The organism is Bradyrhizobium sp. Arg816, assembly GCF_029989365.1.
Classification (GTDB): domain Bacteria; phylum Pseudomonadota; class Alphaproteobacteria; order Rhizobiales; family Xanthobacteraceae; genus Bradyrhizobium.
In genome coordinates this window covers 1-26052 of sequence record NZ_JAPRAQ010000024.1, presented here as the reverse complement: position 1 = coordinate 26052, position 26052 = coordinate 1, and the positions used below count along the sequence as shown (strand labels likewise).

Annotated in this window: 25 protein-coding genes and 1 pseudogene; 10 read left to right on the top strand and 16 right to left on the bottom strand. The window is 64.4% G+C overall.

The annotated features are described in order from the left end of the window. Positions 1-57 precede the first annotated feature (57 nt). Entirely contained in the window at positions 58-561 is a 504-nt protein-coding gene (locus OWC48_RS36760) for a hypothetical protein (protein ID WP_282524368.1), read from the bottom strand. Positions 562-968: 407 nt separating this feature from the next. On the opposite strand from OWC48_RS36760, the gene OWC48_RS36755 reads away from it, so the two are divergent. Beyond that, on the top strand, positions 969-1796 hold the full coding sequence (locus tag OWC48_RS36755; RefSeq protein ID WP_282524367.1) for an outer membrane protein: 828 nt from the start codon (positions 969-971) through the stop codon (positions 1794-1796). Positions 1797-1872: 76 nt separating this feature from the next. Here the strand turns inward: OWC48_RS36755 and OWC48_RS36750 are convergent, their stop codons facing one another. The 6 genes and pseudogenes from OWC48_RS36750 to OWC48_RS36725 all read right to left on the bottom strand — a co-directional run bounded on the left by OWC48_RS36750 (position 1873) and on the right by OWC48_RS36725 (position 5651). Beyond that, positions 1873-2079 (bottom strand): YodC family protein, encoded by a 207-nt coding sequence (locus OWC48_RS36750; RefSeq protein WP_028153663.1) that lies wholly within the window; start codon positions 2077-2079, stop codon positions 1873-1875. A gap of 332 nt (positions 2080-2411) precedes the next feature. Next, a complete protein-coding gene (locus OWC48_RS36745; RefSeq protein ID WP_282524366.1) occupies positions 2412-3161 on the bottom strand; it encodes an HAD family hydrolase in 750 nt (249 codons plus the stop codon). Then, positions 3152-4039, bottom strand: coding sequence for an oxygen-dependent coproporphyrinogen oxidase (hemF, locus tag OWC48_RS36740; RefSeq protein ID WP_282524365.1), 888 nt, complete (start codon positions 4037-4039; stop codon positions 3152-3154). The genes OWC48_RS36745 and hemF overlap by 10 nt, the downstream gene beginning before the upstream one ends. A gap of 116 nt (positions 4040-4155) precedes the next feature. Next, a complete protein-coding gene (locus tag OWC48_RS36735; protein WP_028153666.1) occupies positions 4156-4521 on the bottom strand; it encodes a 6-carboxytetrahydropterin synthase in 366 nt (121 codons plus the stop codon). Between the two features lie 17 nt (positions 4522-4538). Beyond that, on the bottom strand, positions 4539-5174 hold the full coding sequence (queE, locus tag OWC48_RS36730) for a 7-carboxy-7-deazaguanine synthase (RefSeq protein WP_282524364.1): 636 nt from the start codon (positions 5172-5174) through the stop codon (positions 4539-4541). Positions 5175-5192: 18 nt separating this feature from the next. Further along, a pseudogene (locus OWC48_RS36725) lies at positions 5193-5651 on the bottom strand (tRNA (cytidine(34)-2'-O)-methyltransferase). Positions 5652-5929: 278 nt separating this feature from the next. Between OWC48_RS36725 and petA the strand changes: the two are divergent. The 7 genes from petA (at position 5930) to OWC48_RS36690 (ending at position 13788) form a co-directional block, all read left to right on the top strand. Then, positions 5930-6460 carry a ubiquinol-cytochrome c reductase iron-sulfur subunit gene (gene petA, locus OWC48_RS36720; RefSeq protein ID WP_282524363.1) on the top strand — a complete coding sequence of 177 codons (531 nt, stop codon included), beginning with the start codon at positions 5930-5932 and terminating at the stop codon, positions 6458-6460. A gap of 62 nt (positions 6461-6522) precedes the next feature. Beyond that, positions 6523-8586, top strand: a complete 2064-nt coding sequence (gene fbcH / locus OWC48_RS36715; protein ID WP_282524362.1) for a cytochrome b/c1 — start codon at positions 6523-6525, stop codon at positions 8584-8586. A gap of 144 nt (positions 8587-8730) precedes the next feature. Next, the gene (locus OWC48_RS36710) at positions 8731-9420 is read left to right on the top strand and encodes a dienelactone hydrolase family protein (RefSeq protein WP_282524361.1); all 690 of its coding nucleotides are present in this window, start codon (positions 8731-8733) and stop codon (positions 9418-9420) included. 306 nt (positions 9421-9726) lie between these two features. Continuing rightward, a complete protein-coding gene (locus tag OWC48_RS36705; RefSeq protein ID WP_282524360.1) occupies positions 9727-11892 on the top strand; it encodes an anthranilate synthase component I in 2166 nt (721 codons plus the stop codon). A 9-nt stretch (positions 11893-11901) separates the two neighbouring features. Next, positions 11902-12441: an adenine phosphoribosyltransferase gene (locus OWC48_RS36700; RefSeq protein WP_014497384.1), complete on the top strand. Its 540-nt coding sequence runs from the start codon at positions 11902-11904 to the stop codon at positions 12439-12441. Between the two features lie 150 nt (positions 12442-12591). After that, entirely contained in the window at positions 12592-13242 is a 651-nt protein-coding gene (locus tag OWC48_RS36695) for a glutathione S-transferase family protein (protein WP_282524359.1), read from the top strand. A 39-nt stretch (positions 13243-13281) separates the two neighbouring features. Further along, positions 13282-13788 carry a GNAT family N-acetyltransferase gene (locus OWC48_RS36690; RefSeq protein ID WP_282524358.1) on the top strand — a complete coding sequence of 169 codons (507 nt, stop codon included), beginning with the start codon at positions 13282-13284 and terminating at the stop codon, positions 13786-13788. 221 nt (positions 13789-14009) lie between these two features. Here OWC48_RS36690 and OWC48_RS36685 read toward each other — a convergent pair whose 3' ends face one another. The 9 genes from OWC48_RS36685 to OWC48_RS36645 all read right to left on the bottom strand — a co-directional run bounded on the left by OWC48_RS36685 (position 14010) and on the right by OWC48_RS36645 (position 24154). Continuing rightward, positions 14010-14342, bottom strand: a complete 333-nt coding sequence (locus OWC48_RS36685) for a GIY-YIG nuclease family protein (protein ID WP_282524357.1) — start codon at positions 14340-14342, stop codon at positions 14010-14012. 94 nt (positions 14343-14436) lie between these two features. Then, positions 14437-15105: a hypothetical protein gene (locus tag OWC48_RS36680; protein WP_282524356.1), complete on the bottom strand. Its 669-nt coding sequence runs from the start codon at positions 15103-15105 to the stop codon at positions 14437-14439. Between the two features lie 60 nt (positions 15106-15165). Further along, positions 15166-15918, bottom strand: a complete 753-nt coding sequence (locus OWC48_RS36675; RefSeq protein ID WP_071916170.1) for a hypothetical protein — start codon at positions 15916-15918, stop codon at positions 15166-15168. A 222-nt stretch (positions 15919-16140) separates the two neighbouring features. Continuing rightward, on the bottom strand, positions 16141-17343 hold the full coding sequence (locus tag OWC48_RS36670; RefSeq protein WP_282524355.1) for a M48 family metalloprotease: 1203 nt from the start codon (positions 17341-17343) through the stop codon (positions 16141-16143). A gap of 32 nt (positions 17344-17375) precedes the next feature. Next, positions 17376-17936 (bottom strand): LemA family protein, encoded by a 561-nt coding sequence (locus tag OWC48_RS36665; RefSeq protein WP_282524354.1) that lies wholly within the window; start codon positions 17934-17936, stop codon positions 17376-17378. 136 nt (positions 17937-18072) lie between these two features. Then, complete coding sequence (locus tag OWC48_RS36660; protein WP_282524353.1) at positions 18073-19050, bottom strand: small ribosomal subunit Rsm22 family protein; 978 nt, start codon at positions 19048-19050, stop codon at positions 18073-18075. Between the two features lie 133 nt (positions 19051-19183). Next, positions 19184-22648, bottom strand: a complete 3465-nt coding sequence (smc, locus tag OWC48_RS36655; protein ID WP_282524352.1) for a chromosome segregation protein SMC — start codon at positions 22646-22648, stop codon at positions 19184-19186. Positions 22649-22866: 218 nt separating this feature from the next. Next, on the bottom strand, positions 22867-23523 hold the full coding sequence (locus tag OWC48_RS36650; RefSeq protein ID WP_282524351.1) for a DsbA family protein: 657 nt from the start codon (positions 23521-23523) through the stop codon (positions 22867-22869). A gap of 139 nt (positions 23524-23662) precedes the next feature. Further along, on the bottom strand, positions 23663-24154 hold the full coding sequence (locus OWC48_RS36645; RefSeq protein WP_282524350.1) for a DUF721 domain-containing protein: 492 nt from the start codon (positions 24152-24154) through the stop codon (positions 23663-23665). 128 nt (positions 24155-24282) lie between these two features. Between OWC48_RS36645 and mutY the strand changes: the two genes are divergently transcribed. Both mutY and OWC48_RS36635 read left to right on the top strand, forming a co-directional pair. Next, positions 24283-25422: an A/G-specific adenine glycosylase gene (gene mutY, locus OWC48_RS36640; RefSeq protein ID WP_282524349.1), complete on the top strand. Its 1140-nt coding sequence runs from the start codon at positions 24283-24285 to the stop codon at positions 25420-25422. Between the two features lie 52 nt (positions 25423-25474). Further along, positions 25475-25897: a PaaI family thioesterase gene (locus tag OWC48_RS36635; protein WP_282524348.1), complete on the top strand. Its 423-nt coding sequence runs from the start codon at positions 25475-25477 to the stop codon at positions 25895-25897. Positions 25898-26052: the final 155 nt, after the last annotated feature.

Below are 26052 nucleotides of genomic sequence, written 5' to 3'. Positions count from 1 at the left end.
AACTCGAGATGGCCAAGATCCGTTTTATGGCGGTTAGATAGGGCCTTCTGCTTCGAATTAGTCGTGCACAAAGAACTTATGATTGGCTACGTCGATGGTCTTTCCCGTCAGTGATGATGGATCATCGTTGGTCGTGAACACAATTTCTACACCACGAACCGTGTCGATGATGTCGGGTGGTACTTGAGCCCGTGGGTACGCACCAAGGACCCAGCCCGCGCCATGACTTGTCCAATTGGTGTCGTTCGGCCCTTTAACCGCCTGATCTTTTACCCAACCAATCCACGCGATCTGATCGCCTTCGGGCATCGCACGGCGCACCCCGTGCATGAAGGATTTTACAACCGCTAAAGCCCTATTGCTCAACCGCACCGTCCCCGGTGGCGGCGCGCTCTTCCGGAAAACTTCATCACTCTTAGAAGTACGAGGCTGTTGCAAGATGTTATCCAGCATCTTAGCGCTCTGAGGAGCACGGGCCGCAGAGGCCGTGCTGGAATCGGCATGGGCGGCGTCATATGAAGAGATCGTGGCAAAGACCATCGCCGAAACCATCGCCCTCATTGCTCTCGCTCCGATTGTGTGGGTATTAGTTTCTAGCAGGGAGATACGTCGGCGCCACAGTGGTCGCTAGCCATGGTGAAAGGCAAGTTTATCCCGATTGCCAACGCCGCGTGCCGTCGCCCCGGTGCCCGCTCGTGGCCCTCAGCGGACATTTCCGCGCGATAAGCCGATAGACCACTTTGACCCATAGCCGACCAGCGAGAGGCAGTCCCTCGAGGTCCGCTTCACCAAACAGAGCAGACACGGCGTCGCATTGTCCGCCCCGAGCAGCGAAGGGAGTCGCCGGCTCCGAGCGCAACGATTGGGCGATCTGATTCGCGCATTCAATCGCGCTTTGAGGCTGCGTTGGTTTTGCTTCATGATGATTGGCAGGCCGCCAGTGCGGCTCAATAAGGGGGGGTGTTGAAATGAGGAAGTTTTCGCTTGTATTGCTGTCGACAGTCGCTCTCGGCCCGATCACGGCCCAGGCTGCGGATCTGGCGCCGGTCCGTATGTCGTCGAAGGCTCCCGCTCAGGTGGGCAACTGGACGGGATTCTATATCGGCGGCAACGTTGGTTATGGCTGGGGCAGCTACGGTGCGTCGAACGCCACCGGGACAATCGTGAACTCGAATGGCGGTTCGGGCATCTATGGCTTCAACCCCGTATCCGGCAACGGTAATGGGGTCACCGCCGGTGTCCAGGGCGGCTACAACTGGCAGATTGAGCAGACGGTGCTCGGCATCGAGGCTGATTGGCAGTATCTCAATTCAAAGGCCAGCACCGGCAACTCGGCTATTGGTGTTCCCGTCTCCATCGGCGGCAATTTCAGCGGCAGTACTTCCGTCAGCACCGATTGGTATGCGACCTTCCGTGGCCGAGTGGGTTATGCGTTTGGGCCGGCGTTGCTCTACGCGACCGGCGGTATTGCGTTGGCCGATACCAAGGTTAGTGCGAACGCTACGGGCAGTATCGTCACTGCCCTCTTCCCGCCAACCTTGGGACCGCTGGGCTCCATGAGCGCTTCTGACAGCGCCGTCCTGATCGGCTACGCGGTTGGCGGCGGTTTCGAATATGCTCTGGGGACAGGGTGGTCGGTCAAGGGCGAGTATCTGCACATGGGTTTCGGCACGAAAGGCTACAACTTGACCGGCTCGCTTCAATCGCCGGCCGGGTTGACGGGCGTCATCGCGACTCACGTCGATATCAAGCCGAGCTTCGACATCGCCCGCGTTGGTGTGAACTATCGCTTCTGATCAGCGGATCTGAAGACGCGAAGAAAGGGAGGCTTCAGGTCTCCCTTTCTCGCGATCGCAGGTCGCTTAGGCGTGCCTATTCGTCATCCTCGTCTTCGTCCTCATCCTCGTCGTGGTCTTCCACTTCCAGGCGGTCGAGCGCGGCCAGCGGCAGCGTCTCGCGGAACAGATCGCCTTCCGAGCCCATCCAGAGGCAGAGGATGTCGTCGCCTTTCACCTCTGCGACGGTCAGCGGCTGGCCGCCGGATTTCAGCATCACGACGTCGCCGGTTTTCAGTTCCATGGATGGTCCTTTCGGGGTTGATCGACGAGAGGGGAGGCTAGCAAGCCGTCATGACAGGCCGATCACGGGCTATGGGACCCGTGAATTCGCTGCGGCTTGCACAGACTGCCGAAAGGTCGATGGCAGAGGTTCGAGTGGGGGATCGCCCGAGGTCACCAGGGGCTCTTCCGTCCCGGGCGCGGCGATGATGGCATCATGCGCCTGTTTTGCCCGACGCGTCAAATGATTTCGTAAAATCAGCAATGCATTGCGTTTGCGGCAAGCTGTTGAAATTGCAGCAGCCGGCTACTGTGCATGGGGTTGTTTTCGATGTTTTTGGTTGCGCGCCTTGGCTAGGTCGGGTCCGGCACGAGTTCGGTCAGCGAGCGGATGATGCGGTCGGGCTTGACGGCCGAGCCTTCGGGCAGGCCGTCGCCATGCACGTCGATCCAGATCGAATAGATGCCGAGGCGCTGCGGCGTCACGACCTCCCATTCCAGATTGTCGCCGATCATCCAGGTGTCTTTCGCGGTGACGCCCAGCGCCTCCATCGCGTGCAGATAGGCGCGCTCCTCGGGCTTGCCGAAGCCGTGCTCGCCCTCGATCTGGATGTGATCGAAGCGATGGGTCAGCTCGAAGCGCTCGACCTTGGCGCGCTGCATGTCGGCGGCGCCGTTGGTGACCAGCGCGAGCTTGACGCCGCGTGCCTTGAACGCGTCGATAGCATCATGCGCACCGGGGAACACGAAGATCGCTTCTTCGCGATAGGTCGTGAAGCGGTTGGCGAGGCGATCGGCGAGATCGTCGGAGAGGGCGCGGTGGCCGTCGGCGGCGAGCGCGGCAAAGCCGCCCCGCACCGTGAGCCGCCGTGCCTCGCCAAGCTTCATCCGCCACGCGGCTTCCGCATTCGCCCAGAAGTTTCGTGCGAAGGCCAAAACTGCGGTCGCGACCTGCTGCGGCGGCAGCGGCGCGAGCTCGTCGGCAAATTCTTCCGCGATCGTATTCCAGGCGATTTCGGGCCGGCCGTAGGCCGACAGGATGGTGTCGTCCATGTCGATCAGCATGGCGCGCGGCAGCGGAGGCATCGTGGTGCTCATGGCCATTTCACCTCCGGCGGCAGCGACGACAGGATCGAGTCCACGTTGCCGCCGGTCTTGAGCCCGAAGATGGTGCCGCGGTCGTAGAGCAGGTTGAACTCGACATAGCGTCCACGCCGGATCAATTGCTCCTCGCGATCCTCAGCGGTCCAGGCGCTCGCGAAATTGCGCCTGACGATGTCAGGGTAGATCTTCTGGAAGGCACGGCCGACGTCCTGGGTGAAGGCGAGGTCGGCGTCCCAGTCGCCGCTGTCGTGCCAGTCGTAGAAGATGCCGCCGATGCCGCGGGCCTCTTTGCGGTGTGGCAGGTAGAAATACTCGTCGCACCATTTCTTGTACTTGTCGTAGTCGGCAACGCCGTTCGGGCCGGTGCAGGCCTCCTTCATTGCGGCGTGGAAGGCGAGCGCGTCGGCATCGTCCTGCGTGCGCCGGCGGTCGAGCACCGGGGTGAGATCGGCGCCGCCGCCGAACCAGGCTTTTGTGGTGACGACGAAGCGGGTGTTCATGTGCACGGCGGGGACGTGTGGATTGCGCAGATGCGCGATCAGCGAGATGCCGGAGGCCCAGAACTTGGGGTCCTCTGCCGCGCCCGGGATCTGGGCGCGAAACTCGGGCGCGAATTCGCCGTGCACCGTCGAGCAATGCACACCGACCTTCTCGAACAGGCGGCCGGACATCATCGACATCACGCCGCCGCCGCCGGGCGCGCCGGTATGATCGGTGCGCTGCCAGGGCGTGCGTTTGAAGCGCCCGGCCTCGCCCGGATAAAGGCTTTCCGGCGCGTCGTCCTCGAGCCGCTCGAAGTTTTCGCAGATGTCGTCGCGCAAGCGTTCGAACCAGGCGCGGGCGCGGCTCTTGCGGTCTTCGATTGTTGAAGCGTCCATATCCAATTCCAAAACCGGTCTCGTAGGGTGGGCAAAGGCGCCCTGGCGCCGTGCCCACCAATCTTCATCGTAGAGCTCGATGGTGGGCACGCTGCGCTTTGCCCACCCTACGAATTTCACCCCTGCGGACCGTAATAGGTGCAGCTCTCGTTGCAACTGTCGCGGTGGATGCTGACGCGGGTGAGCTTGCCGATATGCTGGAGCCGCTCCCAGACGAAGCGCGAGAGGTTCTCCAGCGTCGGTGTGCCCAGCGCCTCGATCTTGTTGAGGTATTTGTGGTCCAGCGTGAGCCGCACGTCCTCGATGGCGCGCTGGACCAGGCCGAGATCGACCACCATGCCGGTCGCAGGATCGGGCGTGCCGCGCAACGTCACCTCGGCGCGGAAGGAGTGGCCGTGGATCTCCTCGCTCGCGGCGCCAAAGGTCGTTCCCGACAATGAGTGCGCCGCCTCGAAGCGGAACGATTTCGTCAATTCCCACATCTGTTCGAAAACCAATCCTATCTGATGCCGAGCGATTTATGCGTCTGCACGCTCAGCCGCCATTGCGGATGGCGCAGGCAATAGTCGATCGCACGCACGGTGTTTTGGGCAACCTCGGGTCCGTCCATCGGCTGCAGCGAGAAGCGTTCGAAGGCGAGGCTCTCGAAGGTCTCGGGGGCGGCGAGGGCCTGCGGATAGACCAGCTTCAGCTCATGGCCGCGGCACTGGACGAGCTCGCTGCCGCCCTTGGGGCTGACGCAGATCCAGTCGAGCCCCTCAGGCGCCGCAATCGTGCCGTTGGTCTCGACGCCGATCTCGAAGCCGCGTGCGTGGAGGGCGTCGATCAGCGCGGCATCGACCTGGAGCAGCGGCTCGCCGCCGGTGAGCACCACGTAGCGGTTGTTGTCGGTGGTTGCCGTCCATTGCGCGGCGATGGTGTCGGCGAGTTCCGCGGCCGAGGCATAGCGGCCGCCGAGCGTGCCGTCGGTGCCGACGAAGTCGGTGTCGCAGAATTTGCAGGTTGCTTCCTCGCGGTCGGCCTCGCGGCCGCTCCAGAGGTTGCAGCCGGCAAAACGGCAGAACACGGACGCGCGCCCGGCATGGGCGCCTTCGCCTTGCAGGGTCAGGAAGATTTCCTTGACCGCGTAACTCAATGGTCTCTCCTCAACATCTCAAACTTGCGGGTTCCGGAGCTGCCGCAGTGCCTTGCCTGCGGCCATCGCCGCGGTCATGGCGACATTAAGCGACCGCAGCCCCGCCGTGATGGGGATCACCAGCCGCGCATCCGCAGCCTCGACCACCGCGTCGGTGACGCCGGCGCTCTCGCGCCCGAATAGCAGGATGTCCGACGTCTGGTAATGAAAATCGCGGTAATCGGTGGCGGCCTTGGTGGTGAACAGCAGCAGGCGGTAGCCCTGTGTCGCACGCTAGTCCTCGAATTTCGACCAGGAGTCGTGGCGGGTCACGCTGACATGATCGAGGTAGTCCATTCCCGCCCGGCGGAACAAGCGGTCGGAGAACGGGAAGCCTGCCGGCTCGATGATGTGGGCCGCCATGCCCAGGCAGGCGCAGAGCCTGAGAATCGTGCCGGTGTTCTGGGCGATGTCGGGTTGGAAAAGCGCGATCTGCATGGGCTGTATCGGGGTCGGTGCGGGCCGGAAATGTCTCAATAAAACATCGCCGGCCGCGGAATTCGTGCATTGCACGCCCCCACGCCGTTAGCGGGCTTGCGCTCGCCCGGCAAGGGTGCCAATAGAACGATTCTGGACTGCTGTTTTCGCCTTGTTTCGGTGGGGACAAGTGAAGTTCTGCCGCCGCGGGGGGCCGCGGGCGCCGGCACACTGTTTTGGGGACCTCGGGGGCTCCCGGAACGGTTCCGTCGGCAGCATAAGAAGAAAGGGTTGGAATCGTGACGACAGCGTCTTCGGCGGACCATCCGACACGCCGTGATTTCTTATTCGTTGCAACGGGGGCAGCTGCAGCAGTAGGGGGCGCAGCTGCGCTCTGGCCCTTCATCTCTCAAATGAATCCCGATGCGTCGACCATCGCCGCCGGTGCGCCGATCGAGGTCGACCTCACCCCGGTCGCCGAGGGACAGGACATCAAGGTGTTCTGGCGCGGCAAGCCGATCTATATCAGCCACCGCACCAAGAAGCAGATCGACGAGGCACGCGCCGTCAACGTGGCGAGCCTGCCCGATCCGCAGTCCGACGAGGCCCGGGTCAAGCCGGGCCATGAGCAGTGGCTGGTCGTGATCGGCATCTGCACCCATCTCGGCTGCATCCCGATCGCTCATGAGGGCAATTACGACGGGTTCTTCTGCCCCTGCCATGGTTCGCAGTACGATTCGTCCGGCCGCATCCGCCAGGGGCCCGCGCCCGCGAACCTGCCGGTGCCGCCGTACCAATTCGTTTCCGACACCAAAATCCAGATCGGCTGAGCTTCGGGCCTTCGCCCGAAGCTTCGCGCCGTCTCGTCGTACTATTTCCTCAGGATCGCATCATGAGCGGACCATCCGACTACCAGCCGAGCAATCCGGCCCTGCAATGGATCGAGCGACGTCTGCCGATCATCGGTCTCGTCCATTCCTCCTTCGTCGTCTATCCCACCCCGCGCAACCTGAACTATTGGTGGACCTTCGGCGCCATCCTCTCCTTCATGCTGGGGATGCAGATCCTGACCGGCGTGGTCCTGGCGATGCACTACACGCCGCACGCCGATCTCGCCTTCAAGTCGGTCGAGCTAATCGTCCGTGACGTCAATTACGGCTGGCTGCTGCGCAACATGCATGCCTGTGGCGCGTCGATGTTCTTCTTCGCGGTCTACGTCCACATGCTGCGCGGCCTCTATTACGGCTCTTACAAGGAGCCGCGCGAGGTGCTGTGGATCCTCGGCGTCATCATCTACCTCCTGATGATGGCGACGGGCTTCATGGGCTACGTGCTGCCGTGGGGCCAGATGAGCTTCTGGGGCGCCACCGTCATCACCAACCTGTTCTCCGCCATTCCCTATGTCGGCGAGAGCATCGTGACGCTGTTGTGGGGCGGCTATTCGGTCGGCAACCCGACGCTGAACCGCTTCTTCTCGCTGCACTATCTGCTGCCGTTCCTGATCGCTGGCGTCGTCGTGCTCCACGTCTGGGCGCTGCACGTCGCCGGCCAGAACAATCCTGACGGTGTCGAGCCGAAGACGGAAAAGGATACGGTGCCGTTCACGCCGCACGCGACCATCAAGGACGGGTTCGGTGTCGCCTGCTTCCTGCTGCTCTACGCCTGGTTCATCTTCTACATGCCGAACTATCTCGGCGACGCCGACAACTACATTCCGGCGAACCCGGGCGTGACGCCGCCGCACATCGTGCCGGAATGGTATTACCTGCCGTTCTACGCGATCCTGCGTTCGATCCCGAACAAGCTCGCAGGCGTGATCGGGATGTTCTCGGCGATCATCATCCTGTGCTTCCTGCCCTGGCTCGATGCCGCCAAGACCAGGTCGTCGAAGTACCGGCCGCTGGCCAAGCAGTTCTTCTGGATCTTCGTCGCGGTCTGCATCCTGCTCGGCTATCTCGGCGCGCAGCCGCCGGAAGGCATCTACGTGATTGCCGGCCGGGTCCTGACGGTCTGCTATTTCGCCTACTTCCTGATCGTGCTGCCGCTGCTCTCGCGCATCGAGACGCCGCGGCCGGTGCCGAACTCGATCTCGGAGGCGATCCTGGCCAAGGGCGGCAAGGCGGTGGCCTCGGTCGCCATCGCGCTCGTTGCCGCCGGCGCGCTGTTCCTCGGCAGCCTTCAGGACGCTCGCGCCTCCGAAGGCAGCGACAGGCCGCCGGGCAACAAATGGTCGTTCTCCGGCCCTTTCGGTAAGTACGACCGCGGCGCGCTCCAGCGCGGCCTGAAGGTCTACAAGGAGGTCTGCTCGAGCTGCCACGGCCTGTCCTACATCGCGTTCCGCAACCTCGCGGAAGCCGGCGGCCCCGGCTATTCGGTGGCGCAGGCGGCGGCGTTTGCCTCCGACTACAAGGTCAAGGACGGCCCGAACGATGCGGGTGACATGTTCGAGCGCCCGGGCCGGCCGGCAGACTATTTCCCCTCGCCATTCCCGAACGAGCAGGCGGCCCGCGCGGCGAACGGCGGTGCGGCGCCGCCCGATTTGTCGCTGATCACCAAGGCGCGCTCCTACGGCCGCGGCTTCCCCTGGTTCATCTTCGACTTCTTCACCCAGTACCAGGAGCAGGGCCCGGACTATGTCGCGGCGGTGCTCCAGGGCTTTGAGGACAAGGTGCCTGAGGGCGTGACCATCCCGGAAGGCTCCTACTTCAACAAATACTTCCCGGGCCACGCCATCAAGATGCCGAAGCCGCTCAGCGACGGCCAGGTGACCTATGACGACGGCTCGCCGACCACGGTCGCGCAATATTCCAAGGACGTCACCACGTTCCTGATGTGGACCGCCGAACCCCACATGGAAGCGCGCAAGCGCCTCGGCTTCCAGGTGTTCGTGTTCCTGATCATCTTCGCGGGCCTGATGTACTTCACCAAGAAGAAGGTCTGGTCCGACTCCCACTGAGTGGATCGAGACGAAAATGAAGAGCCCCCGCAAGGGGGCTTTTTTGTTGGACACGAGCGTGTGTTGATTGGCGCGATTGCCTATCGCTCGCTCAAACGCCAAAATACCGCCAACCGCTCCCCCAGAAACTCATCGGAGGACACCATGGGAACCGCCATCACCTTCAAGCGCCCGGACGGCAAGGACGCCTCGGGCTATCTCGCCAACGCCGCGCGCGGCAACGCGCCGGGCGTGGTCGTGATCCAGGAATGGTGGGGCCTGTCGGACCAGATCAAGGGCCTGTGCGACCGCTTTGCGCTCGCCGGCTTCGATACACTGGCGCCCGATCTCTACAAGGGCAAGGTGGTGCCGTATCACGACATGGACGCCGCCGGTAAGGAGATGAACTCGCTCGACTTCATGGACGCCACCACGCAGACCGTGCGCGGCGCCACGCAATACCTGTCGCGCAACGGCGCCAAGGTCGGGCTAACAGGGTTCTGCCTCGGCGGCGCCGTCACCATCATCGGGGCGACCAAGATTCCGGAGCTTGCGGCCGGCGTCGTATTCTACGGCATCCCGCCGGAGCAGGCGGCCAAGCCCGCCGACGTGAAGATCCCACTCCAGGCCCATTTCGCCAACAAGGACGACTGGTGCACGCCGCAACTGGTCGATGCCTTTGAAAACGGCATGAAGGCCGCCGGCAAGTCGCTGGAGCTGTTCCGCTATGACGCCGAACACGCCTTCGTCAACGAGCAGCGCCAGGCCGTGCACGACCGCGAAGCCGCCGAGCTCGCCTGGGGCAGGGCGATCAAGTTCTTCGCAAATCATCTGGGCGGCAACAGCGCAGCTTAACCAACCCGTAGCCCGGATGGAGCGAAGCGTAATCCGGGGCCGTCTCAACGTGGCCGAACCCCGGATTGCGCTACGCTCCATCCGGGCTACGGCGCCGGGGCCACCCTTGACGCCGTCCCCGCGCCATGGTGAGTATCGGCCCCATGAGCACCGCCGTCCGCCCAGCCCGTCTTTGGTGGCGCACCTCCTAAAGAGGTGGCCGGTGCGATTTCATTTCTCAAAATCGTCGAAGGTCGCCACGCAGTGCGGCGGCCTGATCGTTTGTCCTGTGTGGCGTTCCCTCGGCAAGTTTCGTAAGAGGACGACATGAACAGGACAGTCTTTGCCCTCCCGGCCCGAAGTGAGTACGTGACCCGCGGTGGTCTCGCGATCACGCGTGTGGCGGAGCAGTTCACCGGCGGCGCCAACAGGCTCGACGATCTCATCAACCTGCTCGACCGCCGCCGCGGCGTGGTTCTGTCCTCGGGCACGACCGTGCCCGGCCGCTACGAGAGCTTTGACCTCGGCTTCTCCGACCCGCCGCTCAAGCTCGAGACCACTGGCGTCAATTTCAAGCTGGAAGCGCTCAATGAACGCGGCCAGGTGCTGATCGCCTTCCTCGCAGACGTGCTGCGCGAGCCCTGTGTCGTGATCTCCGAGAAGAGCGCCACGCGGCTTGCCGGCCACATCATCCGCGGCGATGCGCCGGTCGAGGAAGACCAGCGCACGCGGCGCGCCAGCGTGATGTCGCTGGTACGCGATCTCGTCGCCGCCTTCTCCGCCAACGATGACGGGCTGCTCGGCCTGTTCGGCGCCTTCGCCTACGACCTCGTGTTTCAGATCGAGGACCTCGTGCAGAAGCGCGCACGCGAAAATGATCAGCGCGACATCGTGCTCTATGTCCCCGATCGCCTGCTCGCCTACGACCGCGCGACCGGCCGCGGCGTGGTGCTGAGTTACGATTTTGCGTGGAAGGGCAAGTCTACCGAAGGCCTGCCGCGTGAGACCGTCGAGAGCCCGTACCTCAAGACACCGCGTCAGGGTTTTGCCGATCACGCTCCCGGCGAATATCAGGCCACCGTCGAAACCGCGCGCGCGGCTTTCGCGCGCGGCGATCTGTTCGAGGCGGTGCCGGGACAGCTGTTCGCAGAGCCCTGCGATCGCTCGCCGGCGGAAGTGTTCCAGCGCCTCTGCGTCATCAACCCGTCGCCCTACGGCGCCCTGATGAATCTCGGCGAGGGCGAGTTCCTCGTCTCCGCCTCGCCGGAAATGTTCGTGCGCTCGGACGGGCGCCGCGTCGAGACCTGCCCGATCTCGGGCACGATCGCGCGCGGCACCGATGCGATCGGCGATGCCGAGCAGATCCGCCAGCTCCTGAATTCGGAGAAGGACGAGTTCGAGCTCAACATGTGCACCGACGTCGACCGCAACGACAAGGCGCGCGTTTGCGTGCCCGGCACGATCAAGGTCTTGGCGCGGCGGCAGATCGAGACCTACTCAAAACTGTTCCACACCGTCGATCACGTCGAGGGTATGCTGCGTCCCGGCTTCGACGCACTCGATGCCTTCCTCACCCATGCCTGGGCGGTGACGGTGACCGGCGCGCCAAAACTCTGGGCGATGCAGTTCGTCGAGGATCACGAACGCTCGCCGCGGCGCTGGTATGCCGGTGCGATCGGCGCGGTGAATTTCGACGGCAGCATCAACACGGGCCTCACCATCCGCACCATCCGCATGAAGGATGGTCTCGCCGAGGTGCGTGTCGGCGCCACCTGCCTGTTCGATTCCGATCCCGCGGCCGAAGACCGCGAGTGCCAGGTGAAGGCCGCAGCCCTGTTCCAGGCGCTGCGCGGCGATCCGCCAAAGCCGCTGTCGGCCTTCGCGCCCGATGCGACCGGCTCGGGCAAGCAGGTGCTGCTGATCGATCACGACGACAGCTTCGTGCACATGCTGGCCGATTATTTCCGCCAGGTCGGCGCCGACGTCACCGTGGTCCGCCATGTGCATGCGCTCGACATGCTCAAGCGGAAGAGGTGGGATTTGCTCGTGCTGTCGCCCGGACCAGGCAGGCCCGAAGATTTCGGGATCAAGAAGACCATCGATGCGGCGCTGGAGAAGAAGCTGCCGGTGTTCGGCGTCTGTCTCGGCGTGCAGGCGATCGGCGAATATTTCGGTGGCGAGCTCGGTCAGCTCACGCATCCCGCGCACGGCCGGCCCTCACGGGTGCAGGTGCGCGGCGGGCGCCTGATGCGCAATCTACCGAACGAGATCGTCATCGGCCGCTATCACTCGCTCTATGTCGAGCGCGACAGCATGCCCGAGGTGCTTGACGTCACCGCCAGCACCGAGGACGGCGTCGCCATGGCGCTCGAGCACAAGACGCTGCCGGTTGCCGGCGTGCAATTCCACCCGGAATCGCTGATGTCGCTCAGCGGTGAGGTGGGCCTGAGGATTGTCGAGAATGCGTTCCGGCTGGATGCGCGCGTTGATTGAGAGGCACCAATGACCTTTGACCACGATCTGAAGGCGAGCGTCCGCACCATCCCCGACTATCCCAAGCCGGGGATCCTGTTCCGCGACATCACGACCTTGCTCGCGGATGCGCGCGCGTTCCGCCGCGCGGTCGACGAACTGGTCAATCCCTGGGCCGGCAACAAGATCGACAAGGTCGCCGGCATGGAAGCGCGCGGCTTCATCATCGGCGGCGCGGTGGCGCACCAGCTCTCCGCCGGCTTCGTGCCGATCCGCAAGAAGGGCAAGCTGCCGCACACCACCGTGCGCATCGCTTACTCTCTCGAATATGGCATCGACGAGATGGAGATGCATGTCGACGCGATCCGGCCCGGCGAGCGCGTGATCCTGGTCGACGATCTCATCGCCACCGGCGGCACTGCGGAGGGCGCGGTGAAGCTGCTGCGCCAGATCGGCGCCAATGTGGTCGCCGCCTGCTTCATCGTCGATCTGCCCGATCTCGGCGGTGCCGCCAAACTGCGCGCAATGGACGTGCCGGTGCGCACGCTGATGACGTTCGAAGGGCATTGAGTCGCTTTGGCGTAGATGATCAGGATAGCGCCAGCCGGACGGCAGTGACAAAGGAGCTATTGCAGCTTGTGCCGTCACTTCATTTTTGCTTACTGCTACTTTAGGTAGAAAGAGAATATCCCAGAATACCCCAATTGAGGTCTACGCCAAATGCTCACCGTCTACGGCCGCAAATCGTCGTTCAACTTACAGAAGGTGATGTGGCTGATCGGTGAGCTCGGCATCGTGCACAAGCATGTCGAACTGGGAGGCTCGTTCGGGGGGCTGGATACGGCAGAATTCCTGGCCATGAACCCGCATGGCCGTGTTCCAGTGATTGATGACGCTGGCGTCATGGTCTGGGAGTCGCACGCCATCTTAAGGTATCTTGCGGCCAAATACTCTTCCGAAACTTCGTTCTGGAAGACGAATCCGGCTGAGCGGGCGACGGCAGATCAATGGATGGACTGGTCGCAAACCGCGTTGCAGCCAGCATTCATGATTGGCGTATTTTGGGGCTGGTACAGGACGCCCGAAGCACAGCGCAATTTGGCTGCGGTCGACAAAGCTCTGGAACAAACCAGCCGTTGTCTGAAACATATCGACCATCAGTTGAACGGCCGGTCTTTCATGCTGGGAGACCGCCTATCACTTGCCGATATTCCGATAGGGACCCACCTTTATCGCTACCTTAATCTTGACCTTCCGCGTCCGAACTTGCCGAACGTTGAGCGCTGGTATGAGCGGCTGCAATCGAGGTCCGCCTACCGTGAGCATGTGTGCGTACCATTCGACGAACTCTACGGCCGGCTTGATTTTTGATTTGCACGTGAGGGACTATGGTCAAGGGAGGCGATGCCCATGGCGATCCTCACGCGGCTGGAACCCAATTGGACAATTCGGCCATTCCGACTTGGCGACGCGCCAGGGGCTCGGCGGCTCATCGAGGCCGCTTGGCATGAGCATTTTGATGGCCACCCGGACTCCTTTGTACGGGACTTCATCTATTCGCGTTTGTCGGACGTCGACAACGCGGAAACCGTGTACGTCGATCGGGCTCTCTTTTTGTGTGCGGTCGCCGAAAGCGCAATCATCGGCACCGGTGCGATCAAATGTTTCGATGATCGAGAGTGCGAAATGGTTCGCATGTTTGTCGCCCCAATCTACCGTGGTCGCGGAATCGCACGGGCTATCGGAGATGGACTTATTAGCTTTGCCCGCAGCGCGGGATACGATCGCATACGCTTGTCCAGCAACAACTCGCTGACGGACTCGCATCGTCTGTACGAAAGGATGGGCTTCCAACCCACGGCCCCTTGGGACCCGGGTGGTGAAACTTATTCACGGTACTACGTCCTCCGCATATGAAAGACCAATATCGTTCTGATCGCCGATCCCTCCCATCATGTGAGCGCGCTACGTGCCCGAAGAAGGCTTTCCTGGCGTCGCATCTCGCATGCAGCGAGTTGAAACGAGAGACCTACTACCGCCATGCCTCCTTCGCGACAGATTGCGCCGGCGCGCGACCTCAGGGCAAAGCGGACATGGCTTATCGTCGCGTCATGCCGACGAATTTATGGGTACACTGCCTAGATCGCCTCGGCCTTCAATGCGGACCGCCAATGCAGCATGCGCTCCTTCAGGAGCGCGTTCCTGACGTAGTCCGTTTCCTCATGTTCCAGCCGCTCGCATTCACCGAACGTCAGGCCAGCCTCGCCATGCGCGTTCCAGGCGGCCTGGAGGGTAGGGCAGGTGTGGCTGCCCTGGCGCAGCGAGAACCAGATGCGGTTCTGGATGGTCTGCAGGTTCGGCGCCTGGCCGACCCAGGCCTCGCCCGATGCCGCACAGCGGACGACGTAGATGCCCGCAATGGTCTTGCGCTCCTTGTAGGCGGCGACGGCTGCCTTCCGGTCGATGCTCACGGGGGTGGGACCTTGCTGCGAGGGATACCGATGTCCGCCTCTCAATAGGCCCGGTCCGGCTCGCAGTCAATATTGCCCGGGTAAAATTATCGCCTCAGGACCGTTGCAGGATCAGGCTGAGCTCGAGCTCGCGGAAGGCGAGGTAGTTCCGCCGGGTCCACTGGTGCAGCTCGGTGGAGGCGTCCTTCTCCTGACGCAGATAGCCGGTGAAGGAGAAGTTCAGCCGGTCGATATAGGTCTTGAGGAAGCCGGGCAGCGCGGGCAGGCGGAACAGCCGCCCGGTCGCCATCGCGGCCGGCAGCTCGCCGCGCACGACGTGCTCATTGTCCACCGTGATCAGGTTCACCCGGGGGATCTGCCCGCGCAGCATCTCATGGGCGCGGGCCGAGACGCGATCGGTATCGGCCACGAACAGGATCTGTGGTGCGACATGCCGGCGTGCTGCCTCCTTCAACAGGCCGATCTCGTCGGTCATCTTGAAGAACTCGTCGAAGGCGTGGAAGCCGAGGTCGATCACCTTGGCCAGCCCGTCATCGACGATGACGCGGTCCATCAGCTGCATCTTGCCGTAGGTGTCGATCACGTCAGCCGTTTCGGTGACCTTCGGCAGATAGTCGAGCAGCGACGGTTCCTTCAGGTTGACGTCGAAGGCCGCGACGTCGCCGTTCTTGAGCAGCAAAAATTCGCTCAACAGCCGCGCCAGCAGCGTCTTGCCGACCTGCGGGCGGGGCGAGCAGATGATGTAAAGGGGCGTCACGGGCATCGGCAGCTATATCAGGCGAACTCACCGCCCAATCCAGCCGTATCCGCCCGGGCTCTGCAACTATTTTTCGCTGTGGCGGGTGGCGGGTTTCGATCCGACGATGTCGGTCAGCCGGATCCGGTCGAACTCGCTCCAGACATTCGCCAGCCAGTGCCGGACATAGCCGCGCAGCACGAAGGAATAGTTCGCGGCCTCGTCGTTGATGCCCTTGTTGGCGACGAATTTCAGGAACGGGACGGAGGACACCTCGACCTGCTCATAGGCCATTTCGTTGAGCTTGGGGATGGTCAGCTCGGTCGCGTCCTTGATGCGGTGGAAGTAGGAATTGTAGGTCGCCTGGTCCCACTGGAAGAACTGGGTGTCGTTGATGAAGTTCTTCACCAGGAAATATTTTGCGCCGCCCATGAAGCCCGCGGTCTCGGCGATTTCGTCGAGCGACGCGATCGAGGGGCCCAGGATGTGGAACACCGCGAAGGTGATCTGGCCGGCCTTGGCGGCGTCGAGGAAGCCGATGTCGCGCAGCGAGGCCAGCGCCGGCGAGAGCAGGCCGGCGCGGACGTCGATCACGGTCACCGACGGGCTCGCCGCGTTGAGCGTGTCGAAGATCTTCATCTGGTCCGAGGTCGTCATCATGTCGACGATCTCGGTGATCTCGGGGTGGAAGCGCTTCAGGGTTCCGCGCGGCGACTCCGTGTCGAAAGCGCGCGTCGGTACGTTGTTGGCGGAAAAATAATCGAGCAGGGTGCGCGACACCGTGGTCTTGCCCACCCCGCCCTTGTCCGCGCCCACCACAACCACTGCCGGCTTTGCCATTTCTGTCCCCTAACGCGCCCTCCGATTGCGCCTTGCAATCGGTCGGGCCCCAAATCGATGTCCCAAGGATGTCCCAAGTCTGCTGTTGGGCGCGAACATGGCAGAAACAAGGGAGAATTCAAATCCTCGGCCTATGGTTGTGGCAATTTCCGAGGTTTTTCCCAATCGCAACGCAGCTCTTCGCAAGTCGCTTAAAATCCCGCCCTTTTAAAATCCCGCCGTTTAACGATGGCCCCAAGGACCCATCGGATTGCCGGCTGCAGTTCCGGAGGGTGCGGGTACGGGCGGCGGACCGGACGAGCCGCCTGCATCGTCCCAAGGCCCCTGGCGCAACGGCGGCGGGCCGTCCTGCCGCTCCACCTGTGCCTCAGGCTCGTCCGCCTCGTCGGGCGGCGGCAGCGGGCCGGGATCATGGCCGCCGGCGAACTTGACCAGCGCGTCGACCCGGGACTGCACCGAGGGATGGGTCGCGAACAAATCGGCAAAGCCCTCGCGCGGATTGTCGACGCAGAGCTCCATCACCGCCGAGGTCGCGCCCAGCAGCTCGCCGCGGTTCTCGATCTTGCGCAGCGCCGAGATCATGGCGTCCGGATTCTTCGTCAGCTCGACCGAGCCTGCGTCGGCGAGATATTCGCGCGAACGCGACAGCGCGAGCTTCACCACCTGCGACAACAGCCACGCCACCACGATCAGCACGACCGCGATGATGATCACGATCACCGCGCCGCCGCCGGAGCTCTTGCTGTCGCTCGATGACGAGGACGATCGCGACGATGAGGACGAGCCCGACGACCACGAGCCGCCGGAGCCGGAGCTCCAGTTGAAGCTCGTGAACAGGCGGAAGAACAATTCGCCGAAGAAGCCGACCACGCCGGCGATGATGACGGCGACCACCATCAGCTGCACGTCGCCGTTCTTGATGTGGGTCAGCTCGTGGCCCAGCACCGCCTCGATCTCCTTGTCATCAAGCGCATTGAGGAGACCCGTGGTCACGGTGATCGAATATTGCCGCGGATTGAGGCCGGTCGCGAACGCGTTCAGCGCCGGGCTCTCCATGATCTTCAGCTTCGGCATCGTGATGCCGCGCGAGATGCAGAGGTTTTCGAGCAGATTGTAGAGCCGCGGCTCTTCCTGCCGGGTGACGTCGTGGCCGCCGGTCACGGCATCGATCATCGACTGGTGGAAGAAATAGGCGATGACGATCCAGACCGCCGCCGCGATCGTCGCGAACGGCGCGGCGACGATGAGGTCGTGGAAAGCGCGGTTCAGATAGTAGGCGACAGTGCCATTGCTGTTGATGACGACTTCGGCGACCAGCGCGCCGGAATAGACCAGCACGTAGACCAGCATGAACAGGCCGGCGAGCAGCAGCATCGAACGAAACTTGTTCGAGGCGATGTGCGTGTAGAGACCATACGCGGCCATGACGCGATGCCCTGCCGGCCTATCGGCTCAACTCAGAACTTCACCTGCGGAGCGGCCTCGACCTCGGTGCGGCTGGCGCCGAGATCGAAGAAGTCCTTCTTGGTGAAGCCGAACATGCCGGCGAACAGGGCGGCGGGCATCTGCTGGATGCCGGTGTTGTACTCCTGGACCGCGTTGTTGAAGAAGCGGCGGCTCGCCGCGATCTTGTTCTCGAGGTCGGAGAGCTCACTGGCGAGCTGCTGGAAGTTGGCGTTGGCCTTGAGGTCCGGATAGGCCTCCGACAGGGCGATCAGCCGGCCGAGCGCGCCGGAGAGCTGGTTCTCGGCGGCGGATACCTGCGCCGGCCCCTGCGCCGACATCGCCGAGTTGCGCGCCTTGATGACGTCGTCGAGCGTGCCGCGCTCATGCGAGGCATAGCCCTTCACCGTCTCGACCAGGTTCGGGATCAGGTCGTGGCGCTGCTTGAGCTGCACGTCGATGTCGGCAAAGGCCTGGCCGACGCGCTGGCTCAGCGCCACCAGCCGGTTGTAGGCGCTGAACGCCAGGAACACGAGGACGACGATGACGCCGAGAACGATCCAGCCGGTCGACATGGAGAACTCCTGAAGGGGGAAGAAGGCGGGCGCAGCCTAGACCAAATTGGCGCAGGACGAGAGCCCGGCGCAGAGGAAGGTAAGACTTGGTCGAATGGGGAACCATCCGAGTTCAAGGCAAAAGCGTCCGACGAAGTTAACTTTCGGCAATGACCGCGTCGCCCCAGCGCCAGCGCCGGGCGCTTGCATAGGCGGCCTTGTCGCGCCGCGGGACCTTGGTGATGGCGAGGCCGCCCTCCGTGCAGAGCTTTGCGGTGATCTCGGCCTTGCCGACATCCGGCGGCGCCAGCAGGCGCGCGGCACGTGTTGTGGGCGCCGTCCGGGTCAGGGCGATGTAGATGAAGCGCTCGTCCTCGAACGGCACGTCGGCGCCCTTGATCTGGCGGTGCGCTTGCGAGCGCGGGAGGCGCTGACTGAAATGGCACCAGTCGGGCGCGACGAGCGGGCAGGGCTTCTCGTGCGGGCAGGGCGCGGCGACATAGGCGCCGAGCGCGATCAGCTGCTGGCGCAGCGCGAGGATGCGCGCGTAGCCGGCCGGTGTGCCGGGCTCGATCACGACCAGCGCGTGGCGCGCTTTCGCCCACATCGTTTCCGCCAGCTTGCGCTGATCGGTCTCGCTGAGCTCGCCGATGACGTAGCTCGCGACGACGAGATCGGCTTGCGAGGCCTCGACGAGGTTGGTGCCGGCATCGCCCGGCAGATAGCGGCAATCAGCGAGACGCGTGCTGTCGCGCGCCAGCTCGAGCGCGAGACGGCTGAGCGTGGCGTTGGCGTCGAGCAGGGTAAAATCCTGCAGCGACGGAAAGGCCTCAGCAGCGGCCCAGCTCGCGGTGCCCGGGCCCGCGCCAACGTCTAGCAGGGTTTCCGGGGCGAGGTCCGGCGCCATCTCGGTCAGCGCATTCAGGCTGGCGGCCACGGCCGCATAGGTCGCCGGCATCCGTGCCAGCGCGTAGGCGAGTGCATCGGCGTCGGACTTGATGGTGCCGGAGGTGCCCCCAGCGCGATAGGTGGTCGAGATTTTTTGCGAGCGCTGTGCGGCGTCGGTGCGGGAGAAGCCCTGAAGCTTGCCGTCGAGGGCGGCTTTCAGTTCGGCGGGGAGGGTGGGTGAGATCATCTTTGCCCACCGTCATTCCGGGGCGCGACGAAGTCGTGAACTCTGATGCGCAATTGCGCATCAGAGAAGTTCGAGATTGTGGCGCGAGATTCCGGGTTCTCGCTTCGCGAGCCCCGGAATGACGCCAGAGATATCACGCCACGTTCTGGTCGAGGATGTCCACCGCCTCTGACAGGCTCACCGACACCAGTTGCGAGACGCCGCGTTCGGCCATGGTGACGCCGAACAGCCGGTTCATCCGCGCCATCGTGATCGGATTGTGCGTGATGATGATGAAGCGGGTGTCGGTCGAGCCGGTCATCTCGTGCAGCAGGTTGCAGTAGCGCTCGACGTTGTGGTCGTCGAGCGGTGCGTCGACTTCGTCCAGCACGCAGATCGGCGAGGGGTTGGTGAGGAACACCGCGAAGATCAGCGCCATCGCGGTCAGCGCCTGCTCGCCGCCCGAGAGCAGCGACAGCGTCTGCGGCTTCTTGCCTGGCGGCTTTGCGATGATCTCGAGACCGGCTTCGAGCGGGTCGTCGCTCTCGATCAGATGCAGCGCGGCCTCGCCGCCGCCGAACAGCTCGACGAACAGGCGCTTGAAGTGGTTGTTGACGACCTCGAACGAGGTCAGGAGCCGCTCGCGCGCTTCCTTGTTGAGGCTCTGGATGCCCTGGCGCAGCCGCTTGATGGCTTCGACGAGGTCATCGCGCTCGGTGACGAGGCCGGTGTGCTGGGTCTCGACCTCGCGCAGCTCTTCCTCGGCGCGCAGGTTCACCGCACCCAGGCGCTCGCGGTCGCGGCGCATCTTTTCGAGGTCTTCCTCGATGTCGTGCAGCGGCGGCAACTCGGCGCCGGGCTCAATCTCGGCGAGGCCGGCAACGGCCTGCGGCTCGACCTCCAGCATGTCGCGGATCTCGCGCTCGATGTCCTCGAGCCGGCGCCGTGCGCCTTCCATGCGTTCCTCGGCGCGCGCGGTGGCCTCGCGGGAGCTGGAGAGCGCCTCGAGGGTCAATTTCGCGACGCGATCGGTTTCGGCCATCGCGGTCTCGGCCGAGGCGAGCGCGTCGGCGGCCATGCGGCGGTCGTTTTCCGCGTATTCGATCTCCGTGATCAGCGCGCTGCGCTTCTCGGCGAACACGGCGGGCGCGTTTTCGAGATCGCTGCGCTCGATCGAGACCTCGGTGATGCGGGTCTGGATGGTGTCGATGTGAGAGGCCGCGCTCTCCTTGCGGTTCTGCCACTCGGTGCGCTCGGCCAAGATCGCCTGCACACGGCGGTCGGCGAGTTCCGCCTCGCGCGCCAGCGCCTGCGCCTCGGCGCGGACCTGGGCGGCCATGCGGCGATGGCCCTCGATGTCGCTGCGGACGGCGGCGAGACGGGTCTCGGTGTCCTCGCTCGACGGCAGCTCGGTGATGCCGGCTTCGGCATATTCGTACGCGGCCTCGGCCTCGGCGCGGTCGGCGGCGATACGGCTATGGGCTTCCGACAGCGTCGCCTTGCGCGCGGCGCGGCGGCTGATCTCGCGCTCGGCGGTGGCATGGCGCTCACGCGCGACGTTCACCTCGCGCTGGGCGGCGCGCCAGGCCTCGCGGCTCGCACCCTCGGTGCTGGCGGCCATCTGCAGCTCGGACTCGGCATTCTCTAGCGCCTGACGCTTGATCTGCGCGTCGATGCGGGCCTGCTCCAGCTCGTTCTCGATGTCGACGAGGCGGGCGCGCTCGGCGAGGCGCCGCGCCGCGCCGGTCGGGGCGTGGGCCGCGGCGACAAAGCCGTCCCAGCGCCAGACGTCGCCTTCGGGCGAGACCAGCCGCTGGCCGGTCTTGAGCTGCGAGACCAGCTCGGCGCCGCGCTCGCGCGGCACCACGCCGATCTGCGCCAGGCGGCGCGCCAGCTCGGCGGGCGCCTGAACGTGGCTCGCGAGCGGTACGACGCCCTCGGGCAGCTCCGGATCGCCGTCGGTGACGCCGGCATTGGTCCAGCGCATCGGCGCGGACGGATCGACCGGCGCATCGAGATCGTCGCCGAGCGCTGCGCCGATCGCCTTCTCAAAGCCCTTGTCGACGGTGATGCCGTCGATGATCGGCGGCCACAGATTCTTGGTCTCGCCGTTGACGATCTTGGAGATCGTGCGCGCTTCGGTATCGAGCCGCTGCACGCGCTTGTCGGCTTCGACGAGCGGCGAGCGCGAGGATTCCAGCGTCTGGCGCGCGGCAACATGCGCGGCTTCGCTCGCCTGGGCCGCGGCTTCCGAAGCAGCAAGGGTCTGCTCCGCGTTCTCGACCGTTGCGGTCAGCTCGTCGAGATCGCCGAAGCCGCCGGTCTCGTCGGCAAGCTTCTGCTCCTCGGCCGCGACATTCGAAATCTCCTGGTCGAGGCGGGCGAGCTTGTCGCGATGGGTGCGGACATTGGCTTCGAGTTGGTTGCGCTTGGCGGTGAGGTCGGCGAGCGCCGTGGTGAGCTCGGCGAACTGGTGCTCGGTTTCAGTCAGCACCGCCTCGGCTTCGCCGACGCGCTCGTCGACGCCGGAGCGCTTCTCGACCCGCGACTTGATCTCTTCCTTCAGCTCGGAATCTTCGGTGTCGAGCCGCTGGAGCGCGACGTCGGCGTCCATGGTCTGCTGCTGGGCGCGCGAGATGTCGCCCTCGAACTGGGCGAGGCGCCGCTCGAGCTCGGCGACGCGCTCCTTGGCGCGCTCTTCCTCGCGGTCGAGCAGCTCGCGCGCATTGGTCAGGCGCTGCAGCCCGGCCGCGGCGCGCGCTTCGGCATCGCGCAGCGCCGGCATTTCGGCGGCGCGGATCGCCTGGATGCGGGCGGCTTCGGCCTGATGCTGGGTGCGCTCGGCCATCTCGCGAACCGCGAGATCATGGGTCTGGCCGGATTCGTTGACGTCGGCATGCGCGCCGATCCAGCGCAGGTGGAACAGCGTCGCTTCCGCCTTGCGGACCTTGGCCGCGACCTCGCGATAGCGCACGGCCTGACGGGCCTGCTTCTTCAGGCCTTCCATCTGGCCGGCGAGCTGGCCGATCACGTCCTCGACGCGGGTGAGGTTGGTTTCGGCGGCCTTCAGCCGCAACTCGGCCTCGTGGCGGCGGGCGTGCAGGCCGGCGACGCCGGCAGCATCTTCCAGCACGCGGCGGCGCTGCTCGGGCTTGGCCTGGATGATCTCGCCGATCTTGCCCTGGTGGACGAGGGCGGGCGAACGCGCTCCGGTGGCAGCGTCGGCGAACAGGATCTGCACGTCGCGCGCACGCACGTCGCGGCCGTTGATGCGATAGACCGAGCCCGCCTCGCGCTCGATGCGGCGGGAGATTTCGAGCAGCTGGCTGTCGTTCATCGCCGCCGGCGCGGTGCGATCGGTGTTGTCGATCGTCATCGTCACTTCGGCGTGGTTGCGCGCAGGACGGTTGCCGGAGCCGGCGAAGATCACCGCGTCCATGTCGGCCGCGCGCAGCGACTTGTACGAGGTTTCGCCCATCGCCCAGCGCAGCGCCTCGACGAGATTCGACTTGCCGCAGCCGTTGGGGCCGACCACGCCGGTCAGGCCGGGCTCGATGACGAAGTCCGTGGCCTCAACGAAGGACTTGAAGCCGTGAAGGCGCAGGCGGGTGATTTTCATAAGCACGCATCTCTGTTGGCAGGCGCGAATCCCCCTGCCGGGACAATACCATGGAAGGCAATGTCACTCTCTGGGTGAGTCGCGCGAGGCGCCTCATGCGGTCGGACAATGGCCGCGGTGCGCCGCGAGGGCAACCGGCGAAAGCCGCTTTTCCCAAGGGATTTATGCCGGGAAAGATACGGCTTTTGAGATGCGAATCAGGCGTTGAGCGGGGAAAATCAGCTCTTCAGCAGCGGATTGATCTTCTTGGCGAATTCATCGAACGAGGCTTCGCCCTTGATCTTCTCGCCGTTGATGAAGAAGGTCGGCGTCGAATCCACCTTCAGAACGTCGCTGGCGTATTTCTGGTCGGCGGCGATCTTGTCGAGCAGCGCCTGGTCCTTCAGGCAGGCCTCGACCTGCTGCTGGGTGAGGCCGGCCTGCTTGCCGATCCGCGTCAGCGTCTCCGTGGTGTTCTTCAACACCCAGTCGTTCTGCTGGCGGAACAGCATGTCGGTGACCGCGAAATATTTCGGCGCGTCGTCCTTGGCGATGCAGCGCGACAGCATCGAGCCGGCGGCGGCTTTGATGTCGAGCGGGAACTCGCGGAAGATGTAACGCACCTTGCCGGTGTCGATGTATTCCGACTTGATCTTGGGGAACACCTGCTCGTTGAACGCCGCACAATGCGGGCAGGTCATCGAGGCATATTCGGTGATGGTGACGGGGGCGTCCTTGGGGCCGAGTGCCATGTCGGGGAGCGACACGGGCTTGGCCACATCGGCGGCCGACTGCGCCATGGCCTCGTTGATGAACCGCAGCGGCGACAGCCCGGCGAACGCGGCAAGACCGGTCAGCGACAGCATCGTGTTGAAGGCGCGGCGGGTGATGATCAAGGTCGGCTCCCGAATTGATGTGGTCTCGCCCCAAGGGTCCTATTGAGTTCCCGTTCAGGCGGCCTGTCGCTAGCTTGAAACGTAGTTTGAGGCAATGGCGAGCGACAGGGACGGGTCCAGATTACCGGCGGAATGAGGCTCAATTTCGCTTGATGGCCGCCCCGAGCCGCGCCAGCGCTGTCTTCAATTCTTCATCTTCGATGTCCCCCAGGCTCTCCGCCACCTTGGCCACCGATTTGGGATCCGGCGGACCGGGCCGGACCGGCGGCCGGGCGCGCGACAGGGGGGCCTGGCGGAAGGCGAGCTTGCCGACCGCGCTCCAGCCGAAGAAGCGATTGACCCGCTCCAGGATCACGTCGGCGGAGTGCTGGATCTCCAGCGCCATCGGCCCCTCGACCCGCAGCACCAGGGTCGCCGGCTCCTGCGGCTGGCCCTCGACCGGCCGCGGCCATTGCATCTTCAAAGGCTCGGCATGGGCCGCAATCTCCGGCCCGGCAATCTGCGCCCATCGCGTCACCAGCTCGCGCGCGGCAAACCCCTGCTTGGCATAGGCCTCGGCAAAGACGTCGTTGAGCAGCAGCGAAAGCGGCTTGGCGCTGATGGGACCGGGTTTGGGAGGGAATTTGGACATGGACCCTTATAGCACTTCGGAGGGTAGGCCTCACCATTGGGAAGCGGTCCGCGAAGAAAGACGTGGATGCCCGCGATGAGGGTGGGCATGACGTGGAGAGGCCGGCGCGTTGCCGCTACACTGAGAGCATGAGCCCCAAATCGGCACTAAAGGCGAAATTGGAACCTGGTCAGGCGGGGACCTCATCGCGCCCGCTCGCGCTCCTCCAATGGTACGATCGCCACCGTCGCCGCCTGCCCTGGCGGGCTGCACCCGGCGAGACCTCGGACCCATACCGCGTCTGGCTGTCGGAGATCATGCTCCAGCAGACCACCGTGAAAGCCGTCGGCCCTTATTTCGAAAAGTTCGTCGCGCGCTGGCCGGATGTCACGGCGCTGGGGCGAGCGTCGCAGGATGACGTGCTGCGGATGTGGGCTGGCCTCGGCTATTACTCCCGCGCGCGCAATCTCCATGCCTGCGCGGTGGCCGTGACGCGCGAGCACGGCGGCGTGTTTCCGGACACGGAAGAGGGGCTGCGCGCGCTGCCGGGGATCGGGCCGTATACGGCGGCGGCGATTGCCGCGATCGCGTTCGACCGCCGCACCATGCCTGTTGACGGCAACATCGAGCGCGTGGTGTCGCGCCTGTTCGCCGTCGAGGAGGAACTGCCGCAGGCCAAGCCGCTGATCCAGCAACTGGCGGCGACGCTGCTCGCAGACTCTCGCGCCGGCGACGAGACGTCTCGCGCTGGCGACAGCGCGCAGGCGCTGATGGATCTCGGCGCCTCGATCTGCACGCCGAAGAAGCCGGCCTGCTCGCTCTGTCCGCTCAATGAGGATTGCACCGCGCGTGCGCTAGCGACGCAGGAAACGTTTCCGCGCAAGGCGCCGAAGAAGAGCGGAACGCTGCGGCGCGGTGCTGCCTTCGTCGTGACGCGCGGCGGCGAGCTGCTGGTCCGCTCGAGGCCCGAAAAAGGCCTTCTTGGCGGCATGACCGAGGTGCCGGGTTCGGACTGGCTGGCCGGCCAGGAAGACGCGACGGCAAAGCAGCAGGCGCCGGACCTGAAGGGGCTGTCGCGCTGGCAGCGCAAGCTGGGCGTCGTCACCCACGTCTTCACGCATTTTCCGCTGGAGCTGGTGGTCTACACGGCGGAGGCCGAAGCGCGCACGCGCGCGCCCGAAGGCATGCGCTGGGTGCCGATCGCGACCCTCGCCGGTGAGGCGCTGCCCAACGTCATGCGCAAGGTGATCGCGCACGCGCTGGATCTTTCAACGGCCGCGCGCTCCTGACAGTGCGCTGGCAGCAGCGCTACGCTATCAGCGCCCGATACGGAGGCTGCCAATGGTCAAGACCGCACTCGACAATTTTCCAAGGCCGCCCTGCGCCGAGCTGCTCGGATGGCGCCTGGTCGATGCCCGTCCGGAGGAGGGCTGGATCAGGCTCGCCTTCGAGGGCAAGCCCGAGTTCTGCAATCCGGCGGGCTTCATCCAGGGCGGCATGCTCTCTGCCATGCTCGACGACACCATGGGACCGGCCGTGCTGGTGATGAGCGAGGGCCGGCTCTACACCACCACGATCAGCATGACCGTGAATTTCCTCAGCCCCGCAAGGCCCGGACCGATCATCGGCGAGGCCAAGGTGACGCAGCTCGGCAAGACGATTGCGTTCGTCGAGGCGAAGCTGATGGCCGAAGACGGCACGGTGCTGGCGACGGCCAGCGCCAGCGAGCGGCTGCTGGAGGCGGCGAGGGTGGTGGGGAAATAGACTCGCTCTTTCTTCCTTCTCCCCTTGTGGGCCTGTTGCGTTATCGGCTCTTGAGGCTGAAGACGTCAGGAGAGAAGGCCTTGGTCCCGGTAATTTCCTGCCAAGATCTGTAGTTGTCGCCCTCGGCGGGCGGCTCACGCGGCGATCGTGGCCCA

Coding starts and splice junctions, on each gene's coding strand:
- OWC48_RS36675 (WP_071916170.1), bottom strand. CDS start 15,918: ATGGCAAAGCCGGCAGTGGTTGTGGTGGGCGCGGACAAGGGCGGGGTG.
- OWC48_RS36710 (WP_282524361.1), top strand. CDS start 8,731: ATGGGAACCGCCATCACCTTCAAGCGCCCGGACGGCAAGGACGCCTCG.
- hemF (WP_282524365.1), bottom strand. CDS start 4,039: ATGGACGCTTCAACAATCGAAGACCGCAAGAGCCGCGCCCGCGCCTGG.
- mutY (WP_282524349.1), top strand. CDS start 24,283: ATGAGCCCCAAATCGGCACTAAAGGCGAAATTGGAACCTGGTCAGGCG.
- OWC48_RS36705 (WP_282524360.1), top strand. CDS start 9,727: ATGAACAGGACAGTCTTTGCCCTCCCGGCCCGAAGTGAGTACGTGACC.
- OWC48_RS36670 (WP_282524355.1), bottom strand. CDS start 17,343: ATGGCCGCGTATGGTCTCTACACGCACATCGCCTCGAACAAGTTTCGT.
- smc (WP_282524352.1), bottom strand. CDS start 22,648: ATGAAAATCACCCGCCTGCGCCTTCACGGCTTCAAGTCCTTCGTTGAG.
- OWC48_RS36735 (WP_028153666.1), bottom strand. CDS start 4,521: ATGTGGGAATTGACGAAATCGTTCCGCTTCGAGGCGGCGCACTCATTG.
- OWC48_RS36700 (WP_014497384.1), top strand. CDS start 11,902: ATGACCTTTGACCACGATCTGAAGGCGAGCGTCCGCACCATCCCCGAC.
- OWC48_RS36665 (WP_282524354.1), bottom strand. CDS start 17,936: ATGTCGACCGGCTGGATCGTTCTCGGCGTCATCGTCGTCCTCGTGTTC.
- OWC48_RS36690 (WP_282524358.1), top strand. CDS start 13,282: ATGGCGATCCTCACGCGGCTGGAACCCAATTGGACAATTCGGCCATTC.
- OWC48_RS36645 (WP_282524350.1), bottom strand. CDS start 24,154: ATGTCCAAATTCCCTCCCAAACCCGGTCCCATCAGCGCCAAGCCGCTT.
- OWC48_RS36750 (WP_028153663.1), bottom strand. CDS start 2,079: ATGGAACTGAAAACCGGCGACGTCGTGATGCTGAAATCCGGCGGCCAG.
- OWC48_RS36755 (WP_282524367.1), top strand. CDS start 969: ATGAGGAAGTTTTCGCTTGTATTGCTGTCGACAGTCGCTCTCGGCCCG.
- OWC48_RS36760 (WP_282524368.1), bottom strand. CDS start 561: ATGAGGGCGATGGTTTCGGCGATGGTCTTTGCCACGATCTCTTCATAT.
- OWC48_RS36680 (WP_282524356.1), bottom strand. CDS start 15,105: ATGCCCGTGACGCCCCTTTACATCATCTGCTCGCCCCGCCCGCAGGTC.
- OWC48_RS36660 (WP_282524353.1), bottom strand. CDS start 19,050: ATGATCTCACCCACCCTCCCCGCCGAACTGAAAGCCGCCCTCGACGGC.
- OWC48_RS36695 (WP_282524359.1), top strand. CDS start 12,592: ATGCTCACCGTCTACGGCCGCAAATCGTCGTTCAACTTACAGAAGGTG.
- fbcH (WP_282524362.1), top strand. CDS start 6,523: ATGAGCGGACCATCCGACTACCAGCCGAGCAATCCGGCCCTGCAATGG.
- OWC48_RS36745 (WP_282524366.1), bottom strand. CDS start 3,161: ATGGCCATGAGCACCACGATGCCTCCGCTGCCGCGCGCCATGCTGATC.
- OWC48_RS36635 (WP_282524348.1), top strand. CDS start 25,475: ATGGTCAAGACCGCACTCGACAATTTTCCAAGGCCGCCCTGCGCCGAG.